Source organism: Streptomyces sp. NPDC059957 (assembly GCF_042730015.1).
Lineage (GTDB): Bacteria > Actinomycetota > Actinomycetes > Streptomycetales > Streptomycetaceae > Streptomyces.
The window spans coordinates 1-25,572 of the sequence record NZ_JBHWMB010000082.1 but is presented as its reverse complement, the minus strand read 5'-3'; the positions used below and the strand labels follow the sequence as shown (position 1 = coordinate 25,572).

Sequence of the window (25,572 nt, the reverse complement as noted above, 5' to 3'; positions counted from 1 at the left end):
CCCGGCCCGGCGACCCGCTCCGGCGACCGGCCCCGGCCCCGGTCCCCCGGATCCGCGCCCGCCGTCACGGACCGGCGGCCTCGCGGTACGCCCTCTCGATCGCGGTGCGGGCGGCGGCTGCCGGGGCGACCCGAACGGCGGGTGCGAAGCCCCGGCCGACGGGGATGTGCGGGAGCCGGGCGACCAGCGCGGCCCGCGCGTCCGGGCGCGGCCCGGCCCACCGCTCCAGCGCCAGGTCCCGTACCTCGGCGAGCGCGGCCGCGCGGTCCGGGGCGGGCGGGTCGAAGCGCCCGCCGCAGGCCGTGCGGTGCTCGGACCAGCGGTCCTCCCAGAACTCCACGGTCCAGCCGGGCCAGCGGTCGCCGACCGTACGGGCCCGGTCCCGGGCCGTGTTGAGCCACCAGCCGACCCGCCGCCGCTCCGGGTCGACGTGGATCCCGGCATCGGCCCACGACCGGTGGGTCCCGTGGTCGGGGGCGTCCCGGAGCCGTTCGAGCAGGGCGGGCCCCTCCTCGGCGGGGTGATCGTTGATGTCCGCGAGGAGGTGGCAGCGGCCTGGCCCGGGGCCGATGGTGACCACCGCCACGAGCGGGTCCGGGTCGGACAGCTCCTCCTCGTCCACCTCCAGCGCGGGGCCGGGGTACACGGCGCGGGAGTCCCCCCGGGGGCCGAGGCCCAGGTGGGCGCGCAGGCCGGCCTGGCCGTCGTGGAGCCACCGGACCTCCCAGCCGGGCCACGCGCACCGCAGCAGCTCCAGGGTGGCGGCCCGGGTGCGCGAGGAGGCGGCGGGCCCTTCCCAGGCGAAGAGCAGCAGGAGCCGCCGGGACGGGTCGGCGAGGACGCCCGCCTCGACCGCGTCGTCGCCGTACCAGCCGTCCTGGGGCGCGTGGTCGCGCAGGAAGGGCAGGGCCACGTCCGGGCCGGCCAACAGGTCGAGGTCCAGGCCGATCGCGCCGAAGGACGAGTAGTGGCGGGTCGGCCCGGCGGGGCCGGCGATCACGAAGACGGCCCGGTTGCCCACGGTCAGAGCCCGGCGGCTTCGCGGAGGCGGTCCGCGGTGGTGGACGGGTCGTAGTCCGGGGCCACGCCCTCGACCAGGATCGCTTCGCCCGCGATGTGGCGGGTGCGCTGCGGGAGGATGGCCTGGTAGGCGGCGGAGGCGTACCAGGCGCGGGCGCGCTCGATGTCCGGGAAGCCGATCACGACGACCGTGCCGGGGAAGGGGCCCTCCACGACCTCGACCTCGGCCCCGTGGACGAGGAAGCGGCCCTCGTAGGGGTCCAGGGTCGACTGGATCGTGACCATGTAGTCCAGGATCTCCTCGTTCATGGTCTCGGGGCGCAGGTGGGCTATGGCGTACGCGGTCATGTCCGTCTCCCTGTCGAGGAGCCCGGTGTGCGGTGTTCCGGGCCGTTGGACAGAGCCTGTCAGCCGGCCGCGCCCGTGGCGATTACCTCCGGAGTCATGGCGCCGTGCGGCCCGAAGGTGCGCCGGTAGGCGATCGGGGAGATGCCGAGTGTGGAACGCATGTGCTGGCGCAGCGAGTTCGCGGAGCCGAAGCCGGAGCGGTGGGCGACCAGGTCGACGGGGAGGTCACTGGACTCCAGCAAATGGCGGGCCAGTTCCAGGCGTTGGCCGGTGAGCCACTGCACCGGGGTCATGCCGACCTCGTCGCGGAAGCGGCGGGTGAAGGTGCGCAGGCTCATCCGGGCGTGGGCGGCCAGCTCGGCCAGGGCGATCGGCTCCCCGAGGCGTTCCAGGGCCCAGGCCCGGGTGGCGGTGGTGGTGGCGACGGTGGGTTCGGGGACGGGCCGGTCGATGTACTGAGCCTGGCCGCCGTCCCGCCACGGCGGTACGACGCACAGCCGCGCGGCGCGGTTGGCCACGGCCGTGCCGTGGTCCTGGCGGATCATGTAGAGGCAGAGGTCCACGCCGGCGGCGACCCCGGCGGAGGTCAGGATGTCCCCGTCGTCGACGAAGAGCACGTCCTCGTCGAGCTTGACGCGCGGGAAGGCCCGCTGGAAGGCGGGCGCCTTGATCCAGTGCGTGGTGGCGGGCCGGCCGTCGAGCAGGCCGGCGGCGGCGAGCACGTAGGTGCCGGTGCAGATCGACACCAGCCGGGTGCCGGGGCGGATCGCGGCGAGGGCGTCGGCGAGCGGCCGGGGCAGGGGTACGCCCTGCTCCAGCGCCATCATGACGTTGGTCGGCGGGATGATCACCGTGTCGGCGGCCGCGAGGGCCTCGGGCCCCGCCGAGACCCCGATCGTGAAGCCCGCGTCGCTGGCCACGGGCTGCCCGTCGACGGTGCAGACGGTCACCGCGTAGAGCGGCTTCCCGGAGTCGTCGACGGCGTTGCCGAACACCCGGGAGGGCATCCCGAGCTCGAACGGAGGGACGCCTTCGAGGGCGAGTACGGCGATCCGGTGCATGGCCTGCATGGCCAGATCCTGTCACAGGGTGGCCGTACGGCCAACACTGCGGCTTCGCTCCGCAGCCGAAGCTGGTCGGGCAGCAACACCGGACACACCTGAGGAGAAACACATGCGCGCCATCGTCGTCAGCCAGTGGGGCGGACCCGAGGTACTGACCGAGACCGAGCTGGACCGGCCGGAGCCGGGCATGGGCGAGATCCTGGTACGGGTCCACGCGGCCGGGGTGAACCCGGTGGACTGGAAGACCCGGGCCAGCGGCGCCCTCATCCCCTGGGGCCGGGTCCCGGCCGTCGGCTGGGACGTGTCCGGCACGGTCGAGGCCGTCGGACCCGGGGTGACCCTCTTCCAGCCGGGCGACGAGGTCTTCGGCATGCCGCGCTTCCCGCACCAGGCGGGCGCCTACGCCGAGTACGTGACGGCCACGGCCCGGCACTTCGCCCGCAAGCCCGAGACGCTCGACCACGTCGAGGCGGCGGCCCTGCCGCTGGCGGCGCTCACGGCGTGGCAGGCGCTGAACGACACCGCCGGCGTGCGGCCGGGGCAGCGGGTCCTGGTGCACGCGGCGGCGGGCGGCGTGGGGCACTTCGCCGTCCAGATCGCCAAGGCGCTCGGCGCGTACGTGATCGGCACCGCGAGCGCCGCCAAGCACGAGGCGCTCCGCTCGCTCGGGGCCGACGAGCTGGTCGACTACCGGACCACCGCTTTCGAAGACGTGGTCTCGGACGTGGACGTGGTGATCGACGCCATCGGCGGCGACTACGGGGCGCGCTCCCTGAAGGTGCTGCGCCCGGGCGGCCACCTCATCACCCTGAACGGCCCCGACGACGTGCCGGCCGACGCCGAGGGCTTCCGCACCGGGTGGACCCTCGTCGAGCCGGACCCGGCGGGCCTGAAGGCCATCGCCGCGCTCGTGGCGCAAGGAAAGCTCCGCCCGCTCATCGACACCGTCCTGCCCCTGTCGGAGGCCGCGAAGGCCCACGAGATCGGCGAGCGGGGCCGGACCACCGGCAAGATCGTCCTGACGGTGGTCTGACCGGGCGGCCCGCCTATGCCGTGGCGGTCGCGGACGCCGCGGCCCGGGTGGTCGCGGAGATCGTGGCGGAGCCGACCACGCGGGTGCCGTCGTAGAGGACGATCGCCTGGCCGGGGGCAACGCCGCGGACGGGCTCGGTGAAGCGGACGCGCAGTTCGCCCTCCACCAGCTCGGCGAAGACCTCGGTCTCGCCGCCGTGGGCGCGCAGCTGCGCGGTGTACGTGCCCGGGGCCGCCGCCGTGGAGCCGCACCAGCGGGGGCGGATCGCGGTGAGGGCGGTGACGTCGAGGGCCTCGACGGGGCCGACGGTGACGGTGTTGTTCACCGGGGAGATGTCGAGGACGTAGCGCGGCTTGCCGTCGGGGGCCGGGTGGCCGATCCGCAGGCCCTTGCGCTGGCCGATGGTGAACCCGAAGGCGCCCTCGTGGGTGCCGACCTTCTCGCCGGTGGCCTCGTCGACGATGTCGCCCTCCGCCTTGCCGAGGCGGCCGGCGAGGAAGCCCTGGGTGTCGCCGTCGGCGATGAAGCAGATGTCGTGGCTGTCGGGCTTCTTCGCGACGGCCAGCCCCCGCTCCTCGGCCTCGGTACGGATCTCTTCCTTGGTGGTGAGGGTGTCGCCGAGCGGGAAGAGGGCGTGGGCGAGCTGCTTCTCGTCGAGCACGCCGAGGACGTAGGACTGGTCCTTGGCCATGTCGGAGGCGCGGTGCAGCTCGCGCGTGCCGTCCTCGTTCAGGACGACGGTGGCGTAGTGGCCGGTGCAGACGGCGTCGAAGCCGAGGGCGAGGGCCTTGTCGAGCAGCGCGGCGAACTTGATCTTCTCGTTGCAGCGCAGGCAGGGGTTCGGGGTGCGCCCGGCCTCGTACTCGGCGATGAAGTCCTCGACGACGTCCTCGCGGAAGCGCTCGGCGAGGTCCCAGACGTAGAACGGGATGCCGATGACGTCGGCGGCGCGGCGGGCGTCGCGGGAGTCCTCGATCGTGCAGCAGCCGCGGGCTCCGGTCCGGAAGGACTGCGGGTTCGCGGAGAGGGCGAGGTGGACGCCGGTCACGTCGTGCCCGGCTTCGACGGCGCGGGCCGCGGCGACGGCGGAGTCCACTCCGCCGGACATGGCGGCCAGGACGCGGAGGGGGCGGGGGCTGCTCGGCAGGTTCTCAGTCATAGCACCGTCCAGGGTACGGGGGAACCGAGCGGGGTCACAGCGCGTTCTCGGTGACAGGGGGTGGATCACCATGGGGAGCAAGAGCGACAAGGGCGGTCCGGGCAACAAGGGACGGCCCGGGCGGACCCGCAGGGCGGTGCTGTTCGGCGGCCTCGGGCTGGTGACGGCCGCGGCCGTCGCCGGGCGCGAGGAGATCGGGCGGGCCTGGTGGCTGGTGCCCGGGGTGTCCAAGCCGCGCAAGGAAGGCGAGCTGGACCACGCGGGGGCTTCCTGGACGGCCGCCTCTCCGGCGAACTGGCGGCTGGCGGACCGGCCCGCGGACTACCGGGTGGACCGGATCGTGGTGCATGTCACGCAGGGCGGCTTCAAGTCCTCGGTGGACGCCTTCAGGAATCCGTTCCACCGGGCGTCGGCGCACTACATCGTCGGCCAGGACGGCCACATCGAGCAGATGGTGCGCGAGCTCGACGTCGCCTTCCACTCGGGCAACCGCTCCATGAACGAGCGCAGCATCGGCATCGAGCACGTCGGCTTCGTGGACCGGCCGAAGGACTTCACGGACGCGATGTACGGGGCTTCGGCGCGGCTCGCCGCCGACGTCTGCAAGCGGTACGGGATACCCGCCGACCGGGGGCACTTCGTGGGGCACTCCGAGGTGCCGGGAGCCGACCACACGGACCCCGGCCGCCACTGGGACTGGGACCGCTACCTCCGCATGGTCAACGAGGCCGGCGCAGCGGCCGCCAAGGCGGCCTAGGCCTAGCTCAGCCCCGCCGTGCGGGCGCGGGCCACGGCCGGGCCGATGGCGGCGGCGACCGCGTCCACGTCCGCCTGCGTGGAGGTGTGGCCGAGGGAGAAGCGCAGGGTCCCCCGGGCCAGGCGCGGGTCGGTGCCGGTGGCCAGCAGCACGTGGCTGGGCTGGGCCACGCCGGCCGTGCAGGCGGAGCCGGTGGAGCACTCGATGCCCTGGGCGTCGAGCAGGAGCAGCAGGGAGTCCCCCTCGCAGCCGGGGAAGCTGAAGTGGGCGTTGGCGGGGAGCCGGCCGTCCGGGTCGCCGCCCAGGACCGCGTCGGGGACCTCGCGGAGCACGGCGGCGACGAGCCGGTCGCGCAGGGCGCCGATCTCGGTGGCGAACCGTTCGCGCCGCTCGGCGGCGAGGACGGCGGCCACCGCGAAGGCGGCGATGGCCGGGACGTCGAGGGTGCCGGAGCGGACGTGCCGCTCCTGGCCGCCGCCGTGCAGGACGGGTACGGGGCTCTGGTCGCGGCCGAGCAGCAGCGCGCCGATCCCGTACGGTCCGCCGACCTTGTGGCCGCTCACGGTCATGGCGGCGAGCCCGCTGTCGCCGAAGCGGACGTCGAGCTGGCCGAAGGCCTGAACCGCGTCGGAGTGCAGCGGGACGCCGGACTCGCTTGCGACGGCGGCCAGTTCGGCGATCGGCATGACCGTGCCGATCTCGTTGTTGGCCCACATGACGGTGGCGAGGGCGACGTCCTCGGGGTTGCGCTCGATCGCCTCGCGGAAGGCATCGGGGTGCACGCGCCCGTAGCGGTCCACGGGCAGGTACTCGACCTGCGCCCCTTCGTGCTCGGCGAGCCAGTGCACGGCGTCGAGGACGGCGTGGTGCTCCACGGGGCTGGCGAGGACACGGGTCCGGGCGGGATCTGCGTCGCGGCGGGCCCAGTAGAGCCCCTTGACGGCGAGGTTGTCGGCCTCCGTGCCGCCGGCGGTGAAGACCACCTCGCTCGGACGGGCCCCGAGTGCGTCGGCGAGGGCCTCGCGGGCCTCCTCGACGGTGCGGCGGGCGCGGCGGCCGGCGGCGTGCAGGGAGGACGCGTTGCCCGTGACGGCGAACTGCGCGGTCATCGCCGCAGCGGCCTCCGGCAGCATCGGGGTGGTGGCGGCGTGGTCGAGGTAGGCCATGATCCCCCGATTCTACGAGTCCGCCACACCCCCGATACCCCGCCGGGGCCCTACAGCCCGCTGACGGAGCCTCCGGCCTCGCGCCGATCCACCCTTCGGACCGGGCCCAGCCCGTGCCGGGGCAGCGTGCGCGGGGCCCGGCCCGCCGGTGTCCCACTTCGCGGGCTGAGTCCCCACCCGCCCTTCCACCGTTCCCAGGGTTCCGCCCTGACCCGTCGGGCCCCGGACTGCGCCGGAGGCCCTGGGGCTCCGGCGGACCCCGCGCCCGAACCGCCGGCGAGGCTGGATGTGCCGCAGCAGACCGGGTCCGGGCAGAGCCCGGGGAACGGGCGAAGGGCGGGTAGGGGACCTCGCCCCGCAGGGCCGGACCACCCGCACCCGCCCACCGGCCCCCGCCGGGACGGCAGTGGTCGCAGCACCGACCCGCCACCGCCGGACGGAGTCCGGCGCAGCGGCGCGAAGCCGGGGAGGCCCGCCAGGGCCGAGCCGCGCGAGCGGCGCGTCAAGAAGGAGTGGCCCGCCAGGGCCGAGCCGGGCGAGCGGCGCGTCAAGAGGAGACGCGCGGAGCCCGTGCCAGTTGGCGGGACTGGGCCACGAGGCGGTCCGCCGAGTCCCAGACCTCGGCGTCCTCCTCCAGGAAGCCGCCCGCCAGGTTCCGCGTGGTGATCGACACCCGGAGCGGACCGGGCGCAGGACGGTGGCGGACGTGGGTGGTGAGTTCCACCGTGGGGGTCCAGCCGAGCAGGCCGAGGTCGAAGGAGGTCGGCGGGAGCGCGTCCACCGCGAGGAGCAGGGAGAAGGGGTCCGCGTCGCGGCCGTCCGCGAGCTCGAACCAGGCGCGCATCTCGCCCTTGCCCGAGGGCTGTCCGACGGCCCAGCCGGCGGTCGCCGGGTCCAGGCGCAGCCGGAGCCGGTCCACGATCGCCGAGCTGCCGGGGATCGGGGCCGGGCCGGCCTCGGGGCCGAGGCAGTCCCCGTAGGCGGGGATGACGGGCGGGAGGGCCGTGGTGTGGACGGAGTCCGGGAGCGCCGCGAGGTCCCCGTAGGAGGCCAGGACGCGGATCCGCTCGATCTCGGCGCCGCTCTCGTCGAACTGGAACAGGGAGGCCTGTCCGGTGGAGAGCGTGCGGCCGACCCGTACGACCTCGGTGCGGATCACGGCGGGGCCGGGAACCGAAGCGGTCAGGTAGTGCGCGGAGACCGTGAGGGGGTCCGTGTGCGGCAGGGCCGACGACAGGGCGCGGCCGACGAGGGCCAGGAGGTAGCCGCCGTTGACGGCGGTGATGATCGTCCACCCGGCGGAGAGGTTCGCGTCGTACACCCCGGGCTCGCCCGCGCGGGCGGTGACGGTGGTGTCGCGGTCGAACTCGCTGTCTCCGATGGACGCCTTGGCAGCTGCGTGTGACATGGAACGACCGTACACCCGACCCCTACTAAGCGGTAGCTTTGCTGGGTGTGGCGCCCGCTACGACGGCTGCGCGGCTCGGCGCGGCTACGGCTCCTCCGCCACCGAGGAGCGGCGGTTCCACGCGAGGGGCGCCCGCCAGTGGTAGCGGATGGCCAGCAGCCGCAGCACGAAGGTGGTGACGATCGCCAGGCCCGTCGTGATGGCGTTCAGGTGGTCGAAGCTGATGAAGAGCGCCACCATCGAGGCGCCGATGACGGCCGGCACGGCGTACATCTCGCGGTCGCGCAGCAGCGAGGGCACCTCGTTGACGAGGACGTCGCGCAGCACGCCCCCGCCGACGGCGGTCGCGAGGCCCAGCGCGGCGGACGCGGTGAGGCCCAGGCCGTACTCGTACGCCTTGGTCGTGCCCGTCACGCAGAACAGCCCGAGGCCGGCCGCGTCGAAGACGTTGATGGCGCGGTTGATGCGCTGGACCTCGGGGTGCAGGAAGAAGACGAGCGCGGCGGCGACCAGCGGCGTGACGAAGAATCCGAGGTCGCTGAAGGCCGCGGCGGGGGTGGCGCCGATGACGATGTCGCGGAACAGGCCGCCGCCGAGGGCGGTGACGAGCGCGAGGACGACGATGCCGAAGACGTCGAAGTTCTTGCGTACGGCGAGCAGGGCGCCGGCCGTGGCGAAGACGAAGATGCCCATGAGGTCCAGGGTGTGCTGGACTCCGGGCGGGAAGAGATCGTGGATCACGGCTTCATTCTGCCGGTCGCCCGGCGGCGGGCCGGAACGGGTGGGGCGCGGCCCCGGCTCCGAGGGGGGCGGCAGGCCCTGCCAGGTCGGGACTGCACCCGTGGTGCTGCGGACCTGGCGGCAGGCCCTGCCAGGTCGGGACCGCACCCGTGGTGCTGCGGACCGTGGCCGGGTGCGGCGCCGCCGTCAGGGGCTCCGCCCCCCGAACCCCCGCGCCTCACACGCCGGCGGGGCTGATTTTGCCCGGCGGCGCCGCGAACAGTCGGCCGGCACGGGCCGCATGTGTGCCAGGACGCCGTGGGCGGGCACCGGCGGAGCCGGCTTTGCCCGGCGGAGCCGTTCGCGGCTCCGCCGGGTCGTCCGTCAGACCGTCAGACCGTCGGACCGGTCACGGCGTCCGCCGCGCCCGGCAGGGCCGGGTCGCCCGGGGCCTGGTCGGGGGCGTTCTCCGGGTGGTGGCAGGCCACCTGGTGGCCGGTCTTCAGCGCGATGAGCGGGGGCTCCTGCGTGGCGCAGATCTGGGTCGCCTTCCAGCACCGGGTGTGGAAGCGGCAGCCGCTCGGCGGCGAGATCGGCGAGGGCACGTCCCCCTTGAGCAGGATGCGGCCGCTCTTGACTCCGCGCCGGCGCGGGTCCGGCACCGGGACGGCCGACATCAGAGCCGTGGTGTACGGGTGCATGGGCGCCGTGTACAGGGACTTGTTGTCCGCGAGCTCGACGATCTTGCCGAGGTACATGACCGCGATCCGGTCCGAGACGTGCCGGATGACCGACAGGTCGTGCGCGATGATCACGTACGTGAGGCCGAGCTCCTCCTGGAGGTCGTCCAGAAGGTTGACCACCTGGGCCTGGATGGAGACGTCCAGGGCGGAGACCGGCTCGTCGGCCACGACCAGCTTCGGCTTCAGGGCCAGTGCGCGCGCGATGCCGATGCGCTGGCGCTGGCCGCCGGAGAACTCGTGCGGGTAGCGGTTGTAGTGCTCCGGGTTGAGGCCCACCAGGGAGAGGAGGCGCTGCACCTCCGCCTTGAGGCCGCCCTCCGGCTCGACGCCCTGGAGCTTGAACGGGGCGCTGACGATGGTGCCCACCGTGTGGCGCGGGTTCAGCGAGCCGTAGGGGTCCTGGAAGATCATCTGCACGTCGCGGCGCATCGGGCGCATGCCGGACACGCTCAGGTGCGTGATGTCCTTGCCCTCGAACTCGATCTTTCCGCCGGTCGGTTCGAGCAGCCGGGTGATCAGCCGGCCCATGGTCGACTTGCCGCAGCCGGACTCGCCGACGATGCCGAGGGTCTCACCGGGGTAGACCTCGAAGTCGATGCCGTCGACGGCCTTCACGGCCCCGACCTGGCGGCGCAGCAGCCCCTTGGAGATGGGGAAGTGCTTGACCAGTCCGCTCACCCTGAGCAGCGGCTCCGGGGAGGCCACCGCCTGGGCCGGGACGACGGCCGTCTCACTCTTGCTCATGTCGGTCACAGCTTCGGCGCAATCTCTTCGGTCCAGATCCGGTCCCGCTGCTCCGGGGAGAGGTGACAGGCGGCCCAGTGCCGGCCGGCGCCCTCGGCGGAGCGGTCGACCAGGGCCAGCTCGGGCCGTACGGTCCGCGTGACGTCGTCCTTGGGCAGGTCGGCGTACGGGCACCGGGGGTTGAAGGCGCAGCCGCTCGGGATGTTGATCAGGCTGGGCGGCGAGCCCTTGACCGGGATGAGGCGCTCGGTCTGCTCCCGGTCGATGCGCGGCATCGATCCGAGCAGGCCCCAGGTGTACGGGTGCCGGGGTTCGTAGAACACCTTCTCCGCGCTGCCCCGCTCCACGCACCGGCCGCCGTACATCACGAGGAGGTCGTCGGCCATCTCGGCGACCACGCCGAGGTCGTGCGTGATCATGATGACCGCGGAGCCGAACTCCTTCTGCAGGTCCCGGATCAGGTCGAGGATCTGCGCCTGGACGGTGACGTCGAGGGCGGTGGTGGGCTCGTCCGCGATGAGCAGTTCGGGGTTGTTGACCAGCGCCATCGCGATCATCGCGCGCTGGCGCATGCCGCCGGAGAACTCGTGCGGGTAGCTGTCGACCCGCTTGTGCGGCTCGGGGATGCCCACGCGGTCCAGCAGGTCGACGGCCCGCTTGCGGGCGGCCTTCTTGTCGGCCTTGTTGTGGACCCGGTAGGCCTCGGCGATCTGCTTGCCCACGGTGAAGTAGGGGTGCATCGCCGACAGCGGGTCCTGGAAGATCATCGCGATCTCCCGGCCGCGCAGCTTGCGGACCTCGTCCTCGGGGCTGGACAGCAGTTCCTTGCCGTCGAGCCAGATCTCGCCGGAGATCCGGGCCCGCTGGCGGCCGTACTGCCCGACCCGGTGCAGGCCCATGATGCCCAGCGAGGTCACCGACTTGCCGGAGCCGGACTCGCCGACGATGCCGAGGGTCTTGCCCTTCTCCAGCGTGAAGGAGAGTCCGTCCACGGACTTGACCAGGCCGTCTTCCGTGGGGAAGTGCACCTTGAGGTCGCGTACGTCGAGGAACGCGGTACCGGGCGCGCCGGAAGCGACGGGCTCGTTCAGTGCGCCCGTCACGGCGGGCGTCGTCGAATCGGTCATGACAGCCTCACTCGGGGGTCGATCACCGCGTACAAGAGGTCGACGACGAGGTTGGCCGCGACGACGAAGAAGGCGGAGATCAGGGTGATGCCGAGAATGACCGGCAGGTCGTGCTCGCTGATGGCGCGGACGGCGCTGTAGCCGAGGCCGTGCAGCGAGAAGGTGTACTCGGTGAGGACCGCGCCGCCCATCAGTGCGCCCAGGTCGAGACCCAGGACGGTCAGGATCGGCGTCATGGTCGAGCGCATCGCGTGCTTGCCGATGACGACGGGTTCCGTCAGCCCCTTGGCGCGCGCGGTGCGGATGTAGTCCTCGTTGAGCACTTCGAGCATGGTCGCGCGGGTGAGCCGCGCGTACATCGCCGCGTAGAGGAAGGCGAGCGAGATCCACGGCAGGACCATGCCGTTGAACCAGGTGCCCGGGTCCTCGGCGAAGGTCTTCTCCGGCCGTCCGAACCAGCCGAGCTGGTCGGAGAAGAAGGCGATGGCGAGCATGCCGGTGAAGTAGATCGGGAGGGAGACGCCGGCGAGGGCGAGGCCCATCGCCGAACGGTCCAGCACCGTACCGCGCTTGAGGGCGGAGATGACGCCTGCGGCGACACCGCCGATCACCCAGAGCACGACGGCGCCGGCGGCGAGCGAGAGGGTGACGGGCAGCCAGTCGGTCAGCAGCGGCCACACCTCCTGCTCGCTCTTGAAGGAGTAGCCGAAGCAGGGCGCGGCGCAGTGCGTGACGTCGTTGCCGTTGGCATACGTACGACCCGCCACCAGCCCGACGACGAACTTGCCGAACTGGACGAGGATCGGGTCGTCGAGACCCATCTTCTGCCGGATGCCCTCGATGGCGGCGGGGTCGGACTGCTTGCCCACGAAGTACAGGGCAGGGTCCGTCCCGACCAGCTTCGGGAAGAGGAAGAAGATTCCGAAGGTCACCAGCGAGATGACCAACAGCATGACGATGACGGCGAAGATCCGCCGGATGAGATATGCAAGCACTGCGCTCGGCCTGGCTGCGGCCCGGGGGCGCCCTCTTCTGGAGAGCGCCCCCAAGCCGCCACCGCGGCCATCACCTGCCCTTCGTGCCTAGCGGGTGTGGCACTGGAACTGAATCGGACGGTTTGTTTACTGGACGCCGAGCGAGGCGTAGTCGTACCGGCCGTTGTACGCGTCGGAGGTGTAGACGTTCTTCAGACGGCTGCTGCGCCAAGAGATCGTCTTGTCGTAGACGAAGGGCAGGTAGACCGCGGCCTCGGAGACCTTCTGGTTCATCTGCTTGTAGATGTCGCCGGCCTTGACCGGGTCGGTCTCCGCGATGGCCTGGTCGAACAGGCCGTTGATGGCCGGGTCGTTCAGCTCGGAGAAGTTGTTGTTACCGCTCTGCAGGATGAAGCGGCCGTCGACCAGCGGCTGGGAGAAGCCCTGACCGGTCGGGAAGTCGGCGCCCCAGCCCATGATGATGATGCCGTAGCCCTTCTCCTTGACGACCTTCGGCGAACCGATGATGCCGGAGGTCTGGGCGCCGTCGAACTGGTCGATGTCGGCCTCGATGCCGACCTGCTTCAGGGCGTTCTGCAGGGAGACGGCCGTGGCGACCTCGACCGGCTTGTTGTTGCGGACCGCGATGGTGGTCTTGAAGCCGGTCTCCTTGCCACAGGCCTTGAGGGCGGCCTTGGCCTTGTCGACGTTCGGCTTGCCGTCGTTCTTCAGGACCTCGTACGGGTCGTACTTGCCGTCGGCGCCCTTGATGCCCAGCGGAAGCATGTTGGGGGCGATGTCGCCACCGGCCTGCGGGCCGCCGCGGGCGGTCTGCAGGGACTTCTTGTCGGCCGCGTAGATGACGGCCTTGCGGCACTCGATGTTGTCGAACGGCGCGACGGTCTGCGGCATCACGGCGTACCGGATGAAGCCGGTCTGGCCGTTGTCCAGGTTGTCCTTGTGGTCCTTCAGCGCGGTGGCGCGGGCCGCCTGGCCGATGCCGGTCGCGTTGATGTCCAGGTCGAACTCGCCGTTCATCAGGCGCTTGTCCATGTCGTCCGCGTTCGCCATGAACGTGACCGAGATGGAGTCCGGGAGCGCCTTGCGGATGGTGTCCGACTCGGGCTTCCAGTTGGTGTTGCGCGAGAGCTTCATGCTCTTGTTGGGCTCGTACGAGTCGATCTTGTACGGGCCGTTGGAGAAGGGCTTGAGGCCGTACTTGGCCGCGGTGTCCTTGTCCTGCTTGACCGGGCTGGCGGCCGGCATGGCCAGCATCTGCTCGAAGTCACCGTTGGGCTGCGGCAGCTTGAAGATGATGGTCTTCGCGTCCGGGGTCTCGATCGCCTTGAGGCCGAGCTTGTCCGGGGCGGTGTCCTTGTAGGGGCCCTTGTACTCGAGCTTCGGGTCGAGGACCTGCTGCAGGTAGACCGGGCCGCCGGAGATGACGTCCTGGGCCCAGGTGCGCTCGATGCCGTACTTGATGTCCTGGGCGGTGACGGGGGTGCCGTCCTCCCAGGTCACGTTGTCCTTGAGGGTGTACTTGTAGGTCTTGCCGCCGTCGCCGATCTCCGCGTTCGCGGTGGCCAGGTCGGGGACGAGCTCGGTGCTCTTGGAGCCCGGCTCCGCCTTGAAGCTGACGAGCTGGCGGGTGTAGTAGCGGGAGAAGTCCCACATGAAGCCGTAGTAGCCGCGCTGCGGGTCCCACGAGTCGGCTTCCTGCGTGCCAACGAACTTCAGCTCGCCGCCCGGCTTGGTGGAAGCGTTGGCGACCTTGCCGATGGCGGCGTTGAAGCCGCCCGCCGCTGCCGGCTTCTCGTCCTTGGTCTTGCCGTCGTCGCCGCCACAGGCGGTCGCGGACAGCATCGTCGCGAGCACGACGGCCGTGCCGGCGACGAGCCTGCGCTTGGACATGCGATGGGTAGTCACGATGCTCGCAACCCTCCGTTGTGATTCCGGTACGAAGCCGGGTTCCGGTGTGCCCTGCGGTTCTGACCTACGGGGTGCCCTGCGGGATGACCTGCGGGGACGGCTAGCGGGAGCCCTTCGGGTCGAGTGCGTCGCGGACGCCGTCGCCGAAGAGGTTGAAGGCCAGCACGGTGATGAAGATCGCCATGCCGGGGAAGATCATGAAGAGCGGGTCGTCCTCATAGGTCCGCACGGCCGTCGAAAGGGTCTCGCCCCAGGACGGCGTGGGCGGCTTGACGCCGACGCCCAGGAAGCTGAGCGCGGCCTCGGTCAGCACGTTGGTGGGGATCATCAGCGTCGCGTAGACGGTGATCGGCGCGACCAGGTTCGGGAGCAGCTCGCGGAAGAGGATGTACAGCCGTCCCGCGCCCAGGCTCCGCGCCGCTTCGACGTACTCCCGCTCGCGCAGCGACAGGGTCTGTCCGCGGACGATGCGGCCGATGTAGGGCCAGCCGAAGAAGCCGATCACCAGGACCAGTACGGCGATCCGCAGGCCCGATCCCTCGAAGCCCCAGAGCTTGGCCGGGATGACCGAGACCAGCGCGATGATGAAGAGCAGCTGCGGGAAGGCGAGCAGCAGGTCCATGACCCGGCTGATGGCCGCGTCGACCCAGCCGCCGAAGTAGCCGGCGACGATGCCGAAGAAGGTGCCCAGCGAGACCGCCACGAAGGCGGACAGGAAGGCGACCAGCAGCGAGATGCGGGCGCCGTAGACGATGCGGCTGAACACGTCGCGGCCGTTGACCGGCTCGACGCCCAGCAGGAAGTCGCTGCTGATGCCGCCGTAGTCGCCTGCCGGCAGGCCCAGCAGCGGGTCCAGCAGGTCTTCGTGCAGTTCCTCCGGGGGGTGGCCGAACGCGCTGACGATCAGCGGCGCGAAGAGTGCGACGAGGATCAGCAGGAGCACGACGAAACCGCCGGTCAGCGCGACCTTGTCGCGCTTGAGCCGCATCCAGGCGATGCGGCCGGGAGAACGGCCTTCGATGGCCTTGGCGGGGACGTCGGCTACGGACACGGGTGCGGGTGTCTCCGCGCTCATGTCGTGCAGTGGTGCCGTCATCGTGGTGGGGACCCCTCTCGGCCGACGGGTGGGCCGGCCCATGCCCGCCGCTGTGGCGGCGTTGGTGCGGAGTGGCGCTCGGAGTGCGAGGTAGCTGGTGCGCGAATTTCCTGCGGCGGGACAGTCCTTGGAGGACTGACCCGCTCTTGGGTGGGGAGTCTTCATCGGGCGCTCGATCACCCGCCAGACCCGCAGGTGAATGGATGCGCAACCGTGATCTGAGGGTCGAGTTCCCGTTATCCGGACTTCACTGTCGTCTCAGCGGAGCAAGACGTGCCGTTCGGCAGGAAATCGGACATGGCACCCAACTCGGCCTACGAGCATGCCTATTGGGCGTACATCAACGTCGAAATCAGGACAACGCAAAGGCCGCACGGAACGAGTGTTCCGTGCGGCCTCGGGCGTCTTGGCCCCTATGTCTCAACGAGCGGGACGTCCCGGCGGGACGTCTCAGTAGGCGGGCGCCTGTCCCTCGCGGTCGTAGAAGGGACGGGTCCTCGCGCGCAGCCACATCGCCACCGGATCGTGTTCGTCCGCCAGTGCGACCGTGCAGACGGGCACCCCCTCGGGGACCGCTCCGACCGACTGGCGCATCATCTCCCGCACCGACTCCAGCGCGTGCGCGGAGGCGTCGTACAGGTCGAGCCCGACGGCGAGGTACGGGGAGCCCAGCGCGGGCTGCACCCAGGCGCGGCGCAGCGAGCGGACGGCGGGCGTGCGGTGCGCGTGCTGCGTGAGCAGCCCGTAGAACTGCGGCAGCTCGATGGCGGGCTCGGACAGCCGCAGCGGGCCGGCGGGCATCCGGTCCAGCCCGGTGGCGATCCGGCGCAGGTCGGCCCAGGGAATGCCGACGCCGCCGCCCTGGGCGTGCGGATTGAGCCACAGCCCCCAGCGGTCGGGGTAGAGGGCTCGGGCGATGTCCCGGCCGGTGACCACCTCGTACCCGCGGTTCCAGCCGCTGGCGGCCAGCTCCTGCGGGGAGGTCACGCAGGGCGCGTACCCGAGGCCCTCGACCTCCATGCCGCCGTACTGGGCCTCGGGGGAGCCGGGTTGCCCCTGCCAGAGGAGCATCCACAGCCGTCCCTCGGCCAGGGCGTGCAGGAGGGACTCGTAGCTCTCGTAGCGCCCGGGAGTCACCTGGCGCAGCATGTGCTCGACCTGCCCGACCGCGGCCGTGCCTGACGCACTCACCCGGTACCCCTCTTCGTCTGTTCGTCCGCCCGTCGTCCACGCGTGTCGGCCACCAGCTTAAGCGTCACTACGGCAGGTAGAAGGGGCGTACGCGCGTGGTGATGAAGTCGACGACCGGGTCTTCCGCGGCGTCGAGCAGGATCAACTGCACCGGCCAGGGCGGTGGTACGCGGGTCAGGGCGCGGCCCAGCGCCTCCATCGGGGCGTTTCGCATGCCGGGCTCCCATCCCACCAGATGGACTCCGATGTAGAGCTCCGGAGAGTCGCCCTCCACGCTGGCGAGGCAGCGGTGCGCGGAGGCGACGACTCCGGTGGCCCGGAACTCCTCCGCGGCGGCGGTCAGGAACTCGACCGGATCCTCCTGCCAGTCGGGCTCGAAGAGCCGGACCCGGCCGCCGGTGGCGGGGCCGTCGAGCGGGCCGTGGCCGGTGCGGCAGAGCTCCGCGACGGCAGGCGGGGGCAGGGGCACGCCGACGGAGCCCTCGGGGTTCACCGCGAGGCCGAGCTGCGGGGGCAGGCCGCGGGCGAAGTCCACGGCGGGGGCGACGGCGAAGTCCATGGCGGGTCCGGCGCAGGCGCGGAACTGCTCCTCGGAGCTGTAGACGGGCACGTACGCGGCGCCGTCGATCTCCATGGTGGGCAGGCTCAGACTGTTCACCCCGCCGGGCAGCGGGATCCACAGGTGGCTCCGCCCGAGGACCTCGAGGATCCGCCCCCCGGCGTTCTCCTGTCCGAGCGCCGCCCCGAGCACCTGCTCCAGCTCGTTACCCGGCCACATGTACGTCTCCGCTCGCTTGCCCTTGGTCTCGCCCAGAGATTAACGGGCGCCTGCGACACCCCGACGGGGGGCCGCCCGTGCCGGAGGCCGCCCCCGCCAGAGGCCTCCGCTAGTGGAAGCCGATCGACGTCAGCCGGGACGCCGCCGGGCGGTCCAGCAGGGTCACCGACGCGCAGCCGGCCGGCGGGTGGCCCGCCTCGGCCTCGCGCAGCAGCCGGGCCACCGCGCCCCGGTGCCGGGCGAAGGCGTACGCCGACACGCCCCGGCCCCGCGCCGCCTGCCCGGCCCGGGCCTCCTCCGGGGTGGTGTCCAGCAGCACCATGTGCAGCGCGCGGCCGCGCCGCCGGGCCGCGGAGGCCAGCAGCGCCCGTACCCAGCTCTGCGTACCGCAGTCGTGGACGACGGCCGGGGCCCCGGAGCGGAGCACCTGCCACAGGCCCCAGTAGTGCGCGATCCGGACCGCCGGCCGGTACACCGCGTAGGGCAGGGCGGCCGGCATCCGGCGCTCCCAGCGCTCGCGGGCGTCCTGGGAGTCGATGCCGCCGCCCTCCGCGGCCCGCTTGATCAGCGTGGTCTTGCCGCCGCCGGGCAGTCCGGAGACCACCACGACGTCCCCCTCGGCGAAGCGGAGCCGCCGCGGGCCCTCGGCGCCGCGCAGGTCCCGTACCGCTCCGGGCTCGCCCGCCGTCCCGCCGGCCGCGGGATCCCGTACGAGACCGCGCTGCGACGGCACCCCGGCCACCGGTCCCTCGACGGTGCCGGTGCTCGTCGCCGCCAGTACTCCGAATCTCCGCACAGTGCTCGCCTCCCCCGCGACGGGTCGCCTGGACCCGGTCCCCCTGAGTGTAAAGAGACGGTAATCCGGTGACTCCGGTTCCGCTCCGGTTCTGCTCCCGGTCCGCTCCGGGGCCTCTCGGCTTGTGGACCCCCTCCCCCATTCAGCCGCACGCCGTGCAATGATGTGCGCCATCTGGACACCTAACTGCATACCGGCCGCTTGAATCCGCGCGGGAGAGTCCCGGCACGCCGCAAGGCGGTGCCCGGGCGCCGAAGGAGCAAGTACCTCCCTTGAATCTCTCAGGCCCCGTACCGCGTGGATGAGGCAGATCTGAAAAGCGAGCCGCGCCACCGCCCGTCAGGGCCCCGGCGACGGTTCCACCCAAGGTGCAAGTCGATGGCCTTCCCCTGGAAGCGGGGAACTCTCGGCGAACCTCTCAGGTTCCGATGACAGATGGGGAGGAACTCCTCCTCGTCATGTCATGCCCTGGGACCCGGGAGCCACACCCATGAGCACTGCCCCCCGCCTGACCGCCCTCGATGCGCTGCACCGTTCCCTCGGTGCGACCATGACCGATTTCGCGGGCTGGGACATGCCCCTGCGGTACGCGAGCGAGCGCGACGAGCACAACGCCGTCCGCACCAAGGCCGGCCTCTTCGACCTCTCCCACATGGGCGAGATCACCCTGACCGGCCCGGAGGCCGTCAAGGTCCTGGACTACGCGCTGGTCGGCAACATCTCCACCGTCGGCGTCGGCCGTGCCCGCTACACGCACATCTGCCAGGAAGACGGCGGCATCCTCGACGACCTGATCGTCTACCGCCTGGGCGAGACCGAGTACATGGTCGTCGCCAACGCCTCCAACGCCCAGGTCGTCCTGGACGCGATCACCGAGCGCGCCGCCGGCTTCGACGCCGAGGTCCGCGACGACCGCGACGCGTACGCGCTGCTCGCGGTGCAGGGTCCGGAGTCCCCCGGCATCCTCGCCTCGCTCACCGACGCCGACCTGGACGGGCTGAAGTACTACGCCGGCCTGCCCGGCACGGTCGCCGGGGTGCCCGCGCTGATCGCGCGTACCGGCTACACCGGCGAGGACGGCTTCGAGCTGTTCGTCGCCCCCGAGCACGCCGTGGAGCTGTGGCAGGCGCTGACCAAGGCGGGCGAGGGCGTCGGCCTGGTCCCGGCCGGCCTGTCCTGCCGCGACACCCTGCGCCTGGAAGCGGGCATGCCGCTGTACGGGCACGAGCTGACCACCTCCCTCACCCCGTTCGACGCGGGGCTGGGCCGGGTCGTGAAGTTCGAGAAGGAGGGCGACTTCGTCGGCCGCGCCGCTCTGGAGGCCGCCGCCGAGCGCGCGGCGACCAACCCGCCGCGCAAGCTGGTCGGCCTGATCGCCGAGGGCCGCCGCGTTCCGCGCGCCGGCTTCTCCGTGACCTTCGACGGCCAGGTCGTCGGCGAGGTCACCTCGGGCGCCCCGTCCCCGACGCTGGGCAAGCCGATCGCGATGGCCTATGTCGACGCGGCGCACGCCGCGCCCGGCACCTCCGGCGTCGGCGTGGACATTCGCGGTACGCATGAGGCGTACGAGGTCGTGGCCCTGCCGTTCTACAAGCGGCAGAAGTAACCCCGTACCGCACCGCACCGCGCCTCACGGCGGACCGGCCCCTCGCGCCGGTCCGCAGGACCACCGTTCGTATCCACTCCCCCGCATCCAGGAGAATCAGGTCATGAGCAACCCCCAGCAGCTGCGTTACAGCAAGGAGCACGAGTGGCTGTCGGTCGCCGAGGACGGCGTCTCGACGGTCGGCATCACGGAGTTCGCGGCCAACGCGCTCGGTGATGTCGTCTACGCCCAGCTTCCCGCCGTCGGCGACACCGTGACCGCGGGCGAGACCTGCGGCGAGCTGGAGTCGACCAAGTCGGTCAGCGACCTGTACTCCCCCGTCACCGGCGAGATCGTCGAGTTCAACCAGGACGTCGTCGACGACCCGGCCCTGGTGAACTCGGCCCCGTTCGAGGGTGGCTGGCTCTTCAAGGTGCGCGTCACGGAGGAGCCGGCCGACCTGCTCTCCGTCGACGAGTACGCCAAGCTCACCTCCGGCAACTGACCCAGGGAACCCTGATGTCTGTACTGAACACTCCCCTCCACGAGCTCGACCCGGACGTCGCCGCCGCCGTCGACGCCGAACTCGTGCGCCAGCAGTCCACCCTGGAAATGATCGCGTCGGAGAACTTCGCTCCGGTCGCCGTCATGGAGGCCCAGGGCTCGGTCCTGACCAACAAGTACGCCGAGGGCTACCCCGGCCGCCGCTACTACGGCGGCTGTGAGCACGTCGACGTGGTCGAGCAGATCGCGATCGACCGGATCAAGGCGCTCTTCGGCGCCGAGGCCGCGAACGTGCAGCCCCACTCGGGCGCCCAGGCCAACGCGGCCGCGATGTTCGCGCTGATCAAGCCGGGCGACACGATCATGGGCCTGAACCTGGCCCACGGCGGTCACCTGACCCACGGCATGAAGATCAACTTTTCCGGCAAGCTCTACAACGTGGTCCCGTACCACGTCGACGAGACCGGCGAGGTCGACATGGCCGAGGTCGAGCGCCTCGCCAAGGAGTCCAAGCCGCAGCTGATCGTCGCGGGCTGGTCCGCCTACCCGCGCCAGCTCGACTTCGCCGCCTTCCGCCGCATCGCGGACGAGGTCGGCGCGTACCTGATGGTCGACATGGCGCACTTCGCCGGCCTGGTCGCCGCGGGTCTGCACCCGAACCCGGTGCCGCACGCCCACGTCGTGACCACCACCACGCACAAGACCCTCGGCGGTCCGCGCGGCGGTGTCATCCTGTCGACGCAGGAGCTGGCCAAGAAGATCAACTCCGCGGTCTTCCCGGGTCAGCAGGGCGGCCCGCTGGAGCACGTGATCGCAGCCAAGGCCGTCTCCTTCCTGGTCGCGGCCTCGCCCGAGTTCAAGGAGCGCCAGGAGCGCACCCTCGAGGGTGCGAAGATCCTCGCCGCGCGCCTGGTCCAGGACGACGTCAAGGCCGTGGGCGTGGACGTCCTCACCGGCGGCACCGACGTGCACCTGGTCCTGGTCGACCTGCGCAACTCCGAGCTGGACGGCCAGCAGGCCGAGGACCGCCTCCACGAGGTCGGCATCACGGTCAACCGCAACGCCATCCCGAACGACCCGCGGCCGCCGATGGTCACCTCGGGTCTGCGGATCGGTACGCCGGCGCTGGCCACCCGCGGTTTCGACGCCGAGGCCTTCACCGAGGTCGCCGAGATCATCGCGCAGGCGCTGAAGCCCGCCTACGACGCGGAGGACCTGAAGGCGCGCGTCTCGGCGCTCGCCGCGAAGTTCCCGCTGTACCCGACGCTCTAGGCACCGGGTTGAGAGGGCCCGGCCTTGTTGTGCACAGGGCCGGGCCCCTTTCATGACCAAAGCCCCAGGCGGATGCGACCTATTGCCGCTGATTCTTCCAATAAATGGCAAATAGGCTCCGAATAAGGAACGACCGCACCCCTGGCAGGACGGACAGCACACCCCATGGACATGAGCGCAGCGAACAAGAAGGGACTCAGTCTCTTCGCCCTGATCATGATCGGGCTCGGCTCGATCTTCGGATCGGGGTGGCTCTTCGGGGCGGGCCAGGCGGCCGCGGTCGCGGGACCCGCGGCGATCATCGCCTGGGTCATCGGTGCCGTCTTCATCGGCATGATCGCCATGTCCTACGCGGAAGTGGGCGCGGCCTACCCGCTGCCCGGCTCGATGGCCCGCTTCGGCACCATCTCGCACGGGCCGGTCCTGGGCTTCATCACCGGCTGGGCGGTCTGGATCGCCATCGCCGCGCTGATCCCGATCGAGTCCATCGCGGGTACGCAGTACATGTCCTCCTGGAACTTCGGCTGGGCCAAGGGCCTGGTCGAGAACGGCGGCCTGACCACCTCCGGCATGGCGATGGCACTGTTCCTGACGGTGGCGCTGTGGCTGGCCTGCTACTGGTCGGTCGCACTGCTCGCCAAGGCGAACAACCTCCTCACCCTGGTCAAGTTCGCCATCCCGGTGCTCGCCGTGATCGCCCTGATCGCCTCGGGCTTCCACACGGGCAACTTCACCGACCACGGCGGCTTCGCGCCCAACGGCTGGTCCGCGGTCATGACCGCCGTCACCACCTCCGGCGTCGTCTTCGCCTTCAACGGCTTCCAGGCCGTCGTCAACCTCGGCGGCGCCGCCAAGAACCCCGGCCGCGCCATTCCGCTGGCCCTGGTCGGCGCGCTCTCCCTCGGCCTGGTCATCTACCTGGCCCTGCAGATCGCCTTCATCGGCGGCGTCCCGCCTACGAGGCTGGCCGAGGCCGGCGGCTGGAGCGGCATCAACTTCTCCTCGCCGTTCGCCGACCTCGCCAAGATGCTGATGCTGCACTGGGTCGTCACGATGCTCCAGTTCGGCGCCTTCATCTCCCCGTCCGGTGCCAACATCGGCAACGTCGCCTCGGCCTCGTACATGGCGCAGAACCTCGCGGACACCGGCTTCTTCCCGAAGAAGATCCGCGAGGTCCACCCGAAGTACGGGACCGCGCGTCCCGCGATGTGGCTGAACCTCGGCTTCTCGATCCTGCTGCTGGTCACCGTCGGCCACAGCTGGGAGGCCCTGGCCAGCGTGGTCTCCGCCGCGATGGTGGTCTCGTACCTCATCGGCCCGATCGCGGTCGGTGTCTTCCGCAAGACCAAGCCCGAGCTGCCGCGCCCCTTCCGCCTGCCGGCGGCCAGGATCCTGTGCCCGATCACCTTCGCCTTCGCCGCCTGTGCCCTGTACTGGTCCAAGTGGCCGGACACCGGCAAGGTGGTGCTGCTCACCCTGGTCGCCGCCCCGATCGCGGCCGTCGTACTCAAACGCAAGGGTGAGAAGAACCTGGCCAAGCAGTTCGCCCCGGCCTGGTGGATGATCGCCTTCCTGCTGTGGCTGGGCACCCTGTCCGCGCTCGGCAGCACCGAGTTCGGCGGCTACGGGTTCATCCCCGGCGGCGTGGACATCGCCCTCGTGGGCCTCTCGGCCCTGGGCTTCTACTTCTGGGCCGTACGGTCCGGGGTCAAGGCCCACTACGCGGGCCTGCCGGGCCCGGACCCGGTCCTGGGCGCCCCCGCCGGGGAGTCCGAGGCGGCCGACGCACCGGAGCGCGAACTGACCCACGCCTGAGCGCCCCCGTCCCGACCCGTCCGGCGGCCGAGCTGTTCACCTCACCGCGTTAAGCTCGGCTGCCGGACAAAATCCGCAGATCACCACCGATCAACCCGGTCAACAAGATCCGCCCCTCCTGCCCACGCTTCCCACCCACGAGCAGACATAGGAGTCCGCAACCGTGGCCATCTCCGTCTTCGATCTCTTCTCGATCGGCATCGGTCCCTCTTCCTCCCACACCGTCGGACCGATGCGCGCCGCGCGCATGTTCGTGACCCGGCTCAAGAAGGACGGCGTCCTCGCCCAGACCGCCTCGGTCCGCGCCGAGCTCTTCGGCTCGCTCGGTGCCACCGGGCACGGCCACGGCACCCCCAAGGCGGTCCTGCTGGGCCTGGAGGGCCACTCCCCCCGCACCGTGAACGTGGAGACCGCCGACGCCGAGGTCGAGCGCATCCGCCAGAGCGGCCGCCTGCGCCTGCTGGGCACCGAAATAGGTGACGGGCACGAGATCGACTTCGACGAGCCGAACCAGCTGATCCTGCACCGCCGGCGCTCGCTCCCGTACCACGCGAACGGCATGACGCTCTTCGCGTACGACGAGGCGGGCACCCCGCTGCTGGAGAAGACCTACTACTCGGTCGGCGGCGGCTTCGTCGTGGACGAGGACGCGGTCGGCGAGGACCGGATCAAGCTCGACGACACCCCGCTGAAGTACCCCTTCCGCAGCGGCGACGAGATGCTCCGCCTCGCGAACGAGACCGGCCTGTCGATCTCCTCGATGATGCTGGAGAACGAGAAGGCCTGGCGCACCGAGGAAGAGATCCGCGAGGGTCTGCTGGAGATCTGGCGCGTCATGCAGGCCTGCGTCTCGCGCGGCATGTCCCGCGAGGGCATCCTCCCCGGCGGCCTGCGGGTCAAGCGCCGGGCCGCCTCCACGGCGCGCCAGCTGCGCACCGAGGGCGACCCGATGATGCACCGCAGCGAGTGGGCGACCATCTACGCGATGGCGGTCAACGAGGAGAACGCGGCCGGCGGCCGCGTCGTCACCGCTCCGACGAACGGTGCGGCGGGCGTCCTGCCGGCGGTCCTGCACTACTACATGAACTTCGTGCCGGGCGCCGACGAGGACGGCGTGGTCCGCTTCCTCCTCGCCGCGGGCGCGATCGGCATGCTCTTCAAGGAGAACGCCTCGATCTCCGGCGCCGAGGTCGGCTGCCAGGGCGAGGTCGGCTCGGCCTGCTCGATGGCGGCCGGTGCGCTGGCCGAGGTCCTGGGCGGCACCCCGGAGCAGGTCGAGAACGCGGCCGAGATCGGCATGGAGCACAACCTCGGCCTCACCTGCGACCCGGTCGGCGGGCTCGTCCAGATCCCCTGCATCGAGCGCAACGGCATGGCGGCGGTCAAGGCCGTCACCGCGGCCAAGATGGCGATGCGCGGCGACGGCACCCACAAGGTCTCCCTCGACAAGGTCATCAAGACCATGAAGGAGACGGGCGCCGACATGAAGGTCAAGTACAAGGAAACGGCCCGCGGCGGCCTGGCGGTCAACGTCATCGAGTGTTGACCCGTACCGCCTGACCGATTGCCTGACCGATTGCCTGACCGATTCGGGCCCCGACGCTTGGCGTCGGGGCCTTCGTCGTTTGCCGTGCCGCCGCTTCCCGCATCAGGCAGGTGGGTTACGCCAGTAACTTCGTTCGAGATTGGGCGGGATGTGAGGTTTGGCGGGGAGTTGATCACGCTTGAGGGGGAACAAGGCACTCTGGGCTGGTTTCTTGATGATCACCTGCGCCAGGGTGGGGGCACGACGTCGCGTCCACACCCCCGGCGGTCGGCCAACCGTCTTGGACCACAGCCGTTTTGCTTAACTGGAGGACTTGAAACATGGCAAGCACCCGCAGCATCCGCGTGATGGCGGCCGCCGCATCGCTCCCCCTCGCCTTCGCGCTCTTCTCGGGAGTCGCCCAGGCCGACAACGGGGCCGGTGCGGCCGGGACCGCGTCGAACGCGGCCCTCGCCGGCATCCTCGGCAGCGGGGTCGGCGGCAGCAACCTCGGGAACTCCTCCACCGCCCAGCAGGTCGCCTCGGGCTTCGGCGCCTCGAACCAGAACAACGGAGCCCAGTCCAACGGATCCGGCTTCACCGCGATCGGCCAGTCCAACGCGCACGAGTCCTTCATCTTCAACCCGCTCCCGTAGTCCCGGCCGGGGCCCCCGCCCCGGTCACGCACGTCGCCGAGCCCCGCCCTCCCCCGGAGGGGGGGGCTTGGTGCGTCGGGAGGGGTAGGGCAGGAGGAGACGGGCGGAGTGGACTCTTGGCCGCGGAGGGCCGGCCTTGGGGTGGTCTGGATTTTCCAAGTG

The 25,572-nt window shown here is 71.3% G+C and carries 23 protein-coding genes and 1 riboswitch; of the genes, 8 read left to right on the top strand and 15 right to left on the bottom strand.

Features of this window, described 5'->3' with window-relative positions; all coding sequences use genetic code 11:
• Positions 1-64: 64 nt before the first annotated feature.
• The 3 genes from ACFWBW_RS35410 to ACFWBW_RS35400 are packed head-to-tail and all read right to left on the bottom strand — an operon-like array spanning position 65 to position 2,429.
• Complete coding sequence (locus ACFWBW_RS35410; RefSeq protein WP_385381777.1) at positions 65-1,021, bottom strand: hypothetical protein; 957 nt, start codon at positions 1,019-1,021, stop codon at positions 65-67.
• 2 nt (positions 1,022-1,023) lie between these two features.
• Positions 1,024-1,368: a DUF1330 domain-containing protein gene (locus tag ACFWBW_RS35405; protein WP_385381774.1), complete on the bottom strand. Its 345-nt coding sequence runs from the start codon at positions 1,366-1,368 to the stop codon at positions 1,024-1,026.
• Between the two features lie 59 nt (positions 1,369-1,427).
• The gene (locus tag ACFWBW_RS35400; RefSeq protein WP_385381798.1) at positions 1,428-2,429 is read right to left on the bottom strand and encodes a GlxA family transcriptional regulator; all 1,002 of its coding nucleotides are present in this window, start codon (positions 2,427-2,429) and stop codon (positions 1,428-1,430) included.
• Positions 2,430-2,541: 112 nt separating this feature from the next.
• On the opposite strand from ACFWBW_RS35400, the gene ACFWBW_RS35395 reads away from it, so the two are divergent.
• Positions 2,542-3,465, top strand: a complete 924-nt coding sequence (locus ACFWBW_RS35395; protein WP_385381771.1) for an NADP-dependent oxidoreductase — start codon at positions 2,542-2,544, stop codon at positions 3,463-3,465.
• 13 nt (positions 3,466-3,478) lie between these two features.
• Here the strand turns inward: ACFWBW_RS35395 and mnmA are convergent, their stop codons facing one another.
• Positions 3,479-4,624 carry a tRNA 2-thiouridine(34) synthase MnmA gene (gene mnmA / locus ACFWBW_RS35390; RefSeq protein WP_385381768.1) on the bottom strand — a complete coding sequence of 382 codons (1,146 nt, stop codon included), beginning with the start codon at positions 4,622-4,624 and terminating at the stop codon, positions 3,479-3,481.
• 70 nt (positions 4,625-4,694) lie between these two features.
• Here mnmA and ACFWBW_RS35385 point away from each other — a divergent pair, with 70 nt between their 5' ends.
• Complete coding sequence (locus ACFWBW_RS35385; RefSeq protein ID WP_385381765.1) at positions 4,695-5,381, top strand: N-acetylmuramoyl-L-alanine amidase; 687 nt, start codon at positions 4,695-4,697, stop codon at positions 5,379-5,381.
• A 2-nt stretch (positions 5,382-5,383) separates the two neighbouring features.
• On the opposite strand, the gene ACFWBW_RS35380 is transcribed toward ACFWBW_RS35385, so the two are convergent.
• From ACFWBW_RS35380 to ACFWBW_RS35330, 11 genes are all read right to left on the bottom strand, one after another.
• Positions 5,384-6,547 carry a cysteine desulfurase family protein gene (locus tag ACFWBW_RS35380; protein ID WP_385381762.1) on the bottom strand — a complete coding sequence of 388 codons (1,164 nt, stop codon included), beginning with the start codon at positions 6,545-6,547 and terminating at the stop codon, positions 5,384-5,386.
• Between the two features lie 547 nt (positions 6,548-7,094).
• Positions 7,095-7,955, bottom strand: coding sequence for a thioesterase family protein (locus ACFWBW_RS35375; RefSeq protein WP_385381759.1), 861 nt, complete (start codon positions 7,953-7,955; stop codon positions 7,095-7,097).
• Positions 7,956-8,039: 84 nt separating this feature from the next.
• Positions 8,040-8,648: a trimeric intracellular cation channel family protein gene (locus ACFWBW_RS35370; protein ID WP_385381795.1), complete on the bottom strand. Its 609-nt coding sequence runs from the start codon at positions 8,646-8,648 to the stop codon at positions 8,040-8,042.
• Between the two features lie 419 nt (positions 8,649-9,067).
• Positions 9,068-10,162, bottom strand: a complete 1,095-nt coding sequence (locus ACFWBW_RS35365; protein ID WP_385381756.1) for an ABC transporter ATP-binding protein — start codon at positions 10,160-10,162, stop codon at positions 9,068-9,070.
• 5 nt (positions 10,163-10,167) lie between these two features.
• Complete coding sequence (locus tag ACFWBW_RS35360) at positions 10,168-11,289, bottom strand: ABC transporter ATP-binding protein (RefSeq protein WP_385381753.1); 1,122 nt, start codon at positions 11,287-11,289, stop codon at positions 10,168-10,170.
• On the bottom strand, positions 11,286-12,284 hold the full coding sequence (locus tag ACFWBW_RS35355; RefSeq protein WP_385381750.1) for an ABC transporter permease: 999 nt from the start codon (positions 12,282-12,284) through the stop codon (positions 11,286-11,288). Before ACFWBW_RS35355 ends, ACFWBW_RS35360 begins: the two co-directional genes overlap by 4 nt.
• A gap of 126 nt (positions 12,285-12,410) precedes the next feature.
• Positions 12,411-14,189: an ABC transporter substrate-binding protein gene (locus ACFWBW_RS35350; RefSeq protein WP_385381747.1), complete on the bottom strand. Its 1,779-nt coding sequence runs from the start codon at positions 14,187-14,189 to the stop codon at positions 12,411-12,413.
• A gap of 103 nt (positions 14,190-14,292) precedes the next feature.
• Positions 14,293-15,288, bottom strand: coding sequence for an ABC transporter permease (locus ACFWBW_RS35345; protein WP_385381744.1), 996 nt, complete (start codon positions 15,286-15,288; stop codon positions 14,293-14,295).
• Positions 15,289-15,738: 450 nt separating this feature from the next.
• Positions 15,739-16,479 (bottom strand): enhanced serine sensitivity protein SseB C-terminal domain-containing protein, encoded by a 741-nt coding sequence (locus tag ACFWBW_RS35340; protein ID WP_385381741.1) that lies wholly within the window; start codon positions 16,477-16,479, stop codon positions 15,739-15,741.
• Positions 16,480-16,546: 67 nt separating this feature from the next.
• Positions 16,547-17,257 carry an enhanced serine sensitivity protein SseB gene (locus tag ACFWBW_RS35335; RefSeq protein WP_385381739.1) on the bottom strand — a complete coding sequence of 237 codons (711 nt, stop codon included), beginning with the start codon at positions 17,255-17,257 and terminating at the stop codon, positions 16,547-16,549.
• A gap of 109 nt (positions 17,258-17,366) precedes the next feature.
• Positions 17,367-18,053, bottom strand: a complete 687-nt coding sequence (locus ACFWBW_RS35330; protein ID WP_385381736.1) for an AAA family ATPase — start codon at positions 18,051-18,053, stop codon at positions 17,367-17,369.
• A gap of 202 nt (positions 18,054-18,255) precedes the next feature.
• A riboswitch (glycine riboswitch) is annotated at positions 18,256-18,359 on the top strand.
• 184 nt (positions 18,360-18,543) lie between these two features.
• On the opposite strand from ACFWBW_RS35330, the gene gcvT reads away from it, so the two are divergent.
• From gcvT to ACFWBW_RS35300, 6 genes are all read left to right on the top strand, one after another.
• Positions 18,544-19,659: a glycine cleavage system aminomethyltransferase GcvT gene (gene gcvT, locus ACFWBW_RS35325; protein ID WP_328300920.1), complete on the top strand. Its 1,116-nt coding sequence runs from the start codon at positions 18,544-18,546 to the stop codon at positions 19,657-19,659.
• Positions 19,660-19,762: 103 nt separating this feature from the next.
• The gene (gene gcvH, locus ACFWBW_RS35320) at positions 19,763-20,143 is read left to right on the top strand and encodes a glycine cleavage system protein GcvH (RefSeq protein WP_385381733.1); all 381 of its coding nucleotides are present in this window, start codon (positions 19,763-19,765) and stop codon (positions 20,141-20,143) included.
• Between the two features lie 14 nt (positions 20,144-20,157).
• Entirely contained in the window at positions 20,158-21,414 is a 1,257-nt protein-coding gene (gene glyA, locus ACFWBW_RS35315; RefSeq protein WP_250746311.1) for a serine hydroxymethyltransferase, read from the top strand.
• A gap of 171 nt (positions 21,415-21,585) precedes the next feature.
• Complete coding sequence (locus ACFWBW_RS35310; RefSeq protein ID WP_385381730.1) at positions 21,586-23,229, top strand: APC family permease; 1,644 nt, start codon at positions 21,586-21,588, stop codon at positions 23,227-23,229.
• Between the two features lie 163 nt (positions 23,230-23,392).
• Positions 23,393-24,775 (top strand): L-serine ammonia-lyase, encoded by a 1,383-nt coding sequence (locus tag ACFWBW_RS35305; RefSeq protein WP_385381726.1) that lies wholly within the window; start codon positions 23,393-23,395, stop codon positions 24,773-24,775.
• Between the two features lie 320 nt (positions 24,776-25,095).
• Positions 25,096-25,410 (top strand): hypothetical protein, encoded by a 315-nt coding sequence (locus ACFWBW_RS35300; protein WP_385381723.1) that lies wholly within the window; start codon positions 25,096-25,098, stop codon positions 25,408-25,410.
• Positions 25,411-25,572 lie beyond the last annotated feature (162 nt).

Excerpts from the sequence above, each read along its gene's own strand:
- ACFWBW_RS35405 (WP_385381774.1), bottom strand. The coding sequence starts at position 1,368 with ATGACCGCGTACGCCATAGCCCACCTGCGCCCCGAGACCATGAACGAG.
- ACFWBW_RS35400 (WP_385381798.1), bottom strand. The coding sequence starts at position 2,429 with ATGCACCGGATCGCCGTACTCGCCCTCGAAGGCGTCCCTCCGTTCGAG.
- ACFWBW_RS35395 (WP_385381771.1), top strand. The coding sequence starts at position 2,542 with ATGCGCGCCATCGTCGTCAGCCAGTGGGGCGGACCCGAGGTACTGACC.
- mnmA (WP_385381768.1), bottom strand. The coding sequence starts at position 4,624 with ATGACTGAGAACCTGCCGAGCAGCCCCCGCCCCCTCCGCGTCCTGGCC.
- ACFWBW_RS35385 (WP_385381765.1), top strand. The coding sequence starts at position 4,695 with ATGGGGAGCAAGAGCGACAAGGGCGGTCCGGGCAACAAGGGACGGCCC.
- ACFWBW_RS35380 (WP_385381762.1), bottom strand. The coding sequence starts at position 6,547 with ATGGCCTACCTCGACCACGCCGCCACCACCCCGATGCTGCCGGAGGCC.
- ACFWBW_RS35375 (WP_385381759.1), bottom strand. The coding sequence starts at position 7,955 with ATGTCACACGCAGCTGCCAAGGCGTCCATCGGAGACAGCGAGTTCGAC.
- ACFWBW_RS35370 (WP_385381795.1), bottom strand. The coding sequence starts at position 8,648 with ATGGGCATCTTCGTCTTCGCCACGGCCGGCGCCCTGCTCGCCGTACGC.
- ACFWBW_RS35365 (WP_385381756.1), bottom strand. The coding sequence starts at position 10,162 with ATGAGCAAGAGTGAGACGGCCGTCGTCCCGGCCCAGGCGGTGGCCTCC.
- ACFWBW_RS35360 (WP_385381753.1), bottom strand. The coding sequence starts at position 11,289 with ATGACCGATTCGACGACGCCCGCCGTGACGGGCGCACTGAACGAGCCC.
- ACFWBW_RS35345 (WP_385381744.1), bottom strand. The coding sequence starts at position 15,288 with ATGACGGCACCACTGCACGACATGAGCGCGGAGACACCCGCACCCGTG.
- ACFWBW_RS35335 (WP_385381739.1), bottom strand. The coding sequence starts at position 17,257 with ATGTGGCCGGGTAACGAGCTGGAGCAGGTGCTCGGGGCGGCGCTCGGA.
- gcvT (WP_328300920.1), top strand. The coding sequence starts at position 18,544 with ATGAGCACTGCCCCCCGCCTGACCGCCCTCGATGCGCTGCACCGTTCC.
- gcvH (WP_385381733.1), top strand. The coding sequence starts at position 19,763 with ATGAGCAACCCCCAGCAGCTGCGTTACAGCAAGGAGCACGAGTGGCTG.
- glyA (WP_250746311.1), top strand. The coding sequence starts at position 20,158 with ATGTCTGTACTGAACACTCCCCTCCACGAGCTCGACCCGGACGTCGCC.
- ACFWBW_RS35310 (WP_385381730.1), top strand. The coding sequence starts at position 21,586 with ATGAGCGCAGCGAACAAGAAGGGACTCAGTCTCTTCGCCCTGATCATG.
- ACFWBW_RS35300 (WP_385381723.1), top strand. The coding sequence starts at position 25,096 with ATGGCAAGCACCCGCAGCATCCGCGTGATGGCGGCCGCCGCATCGCTC.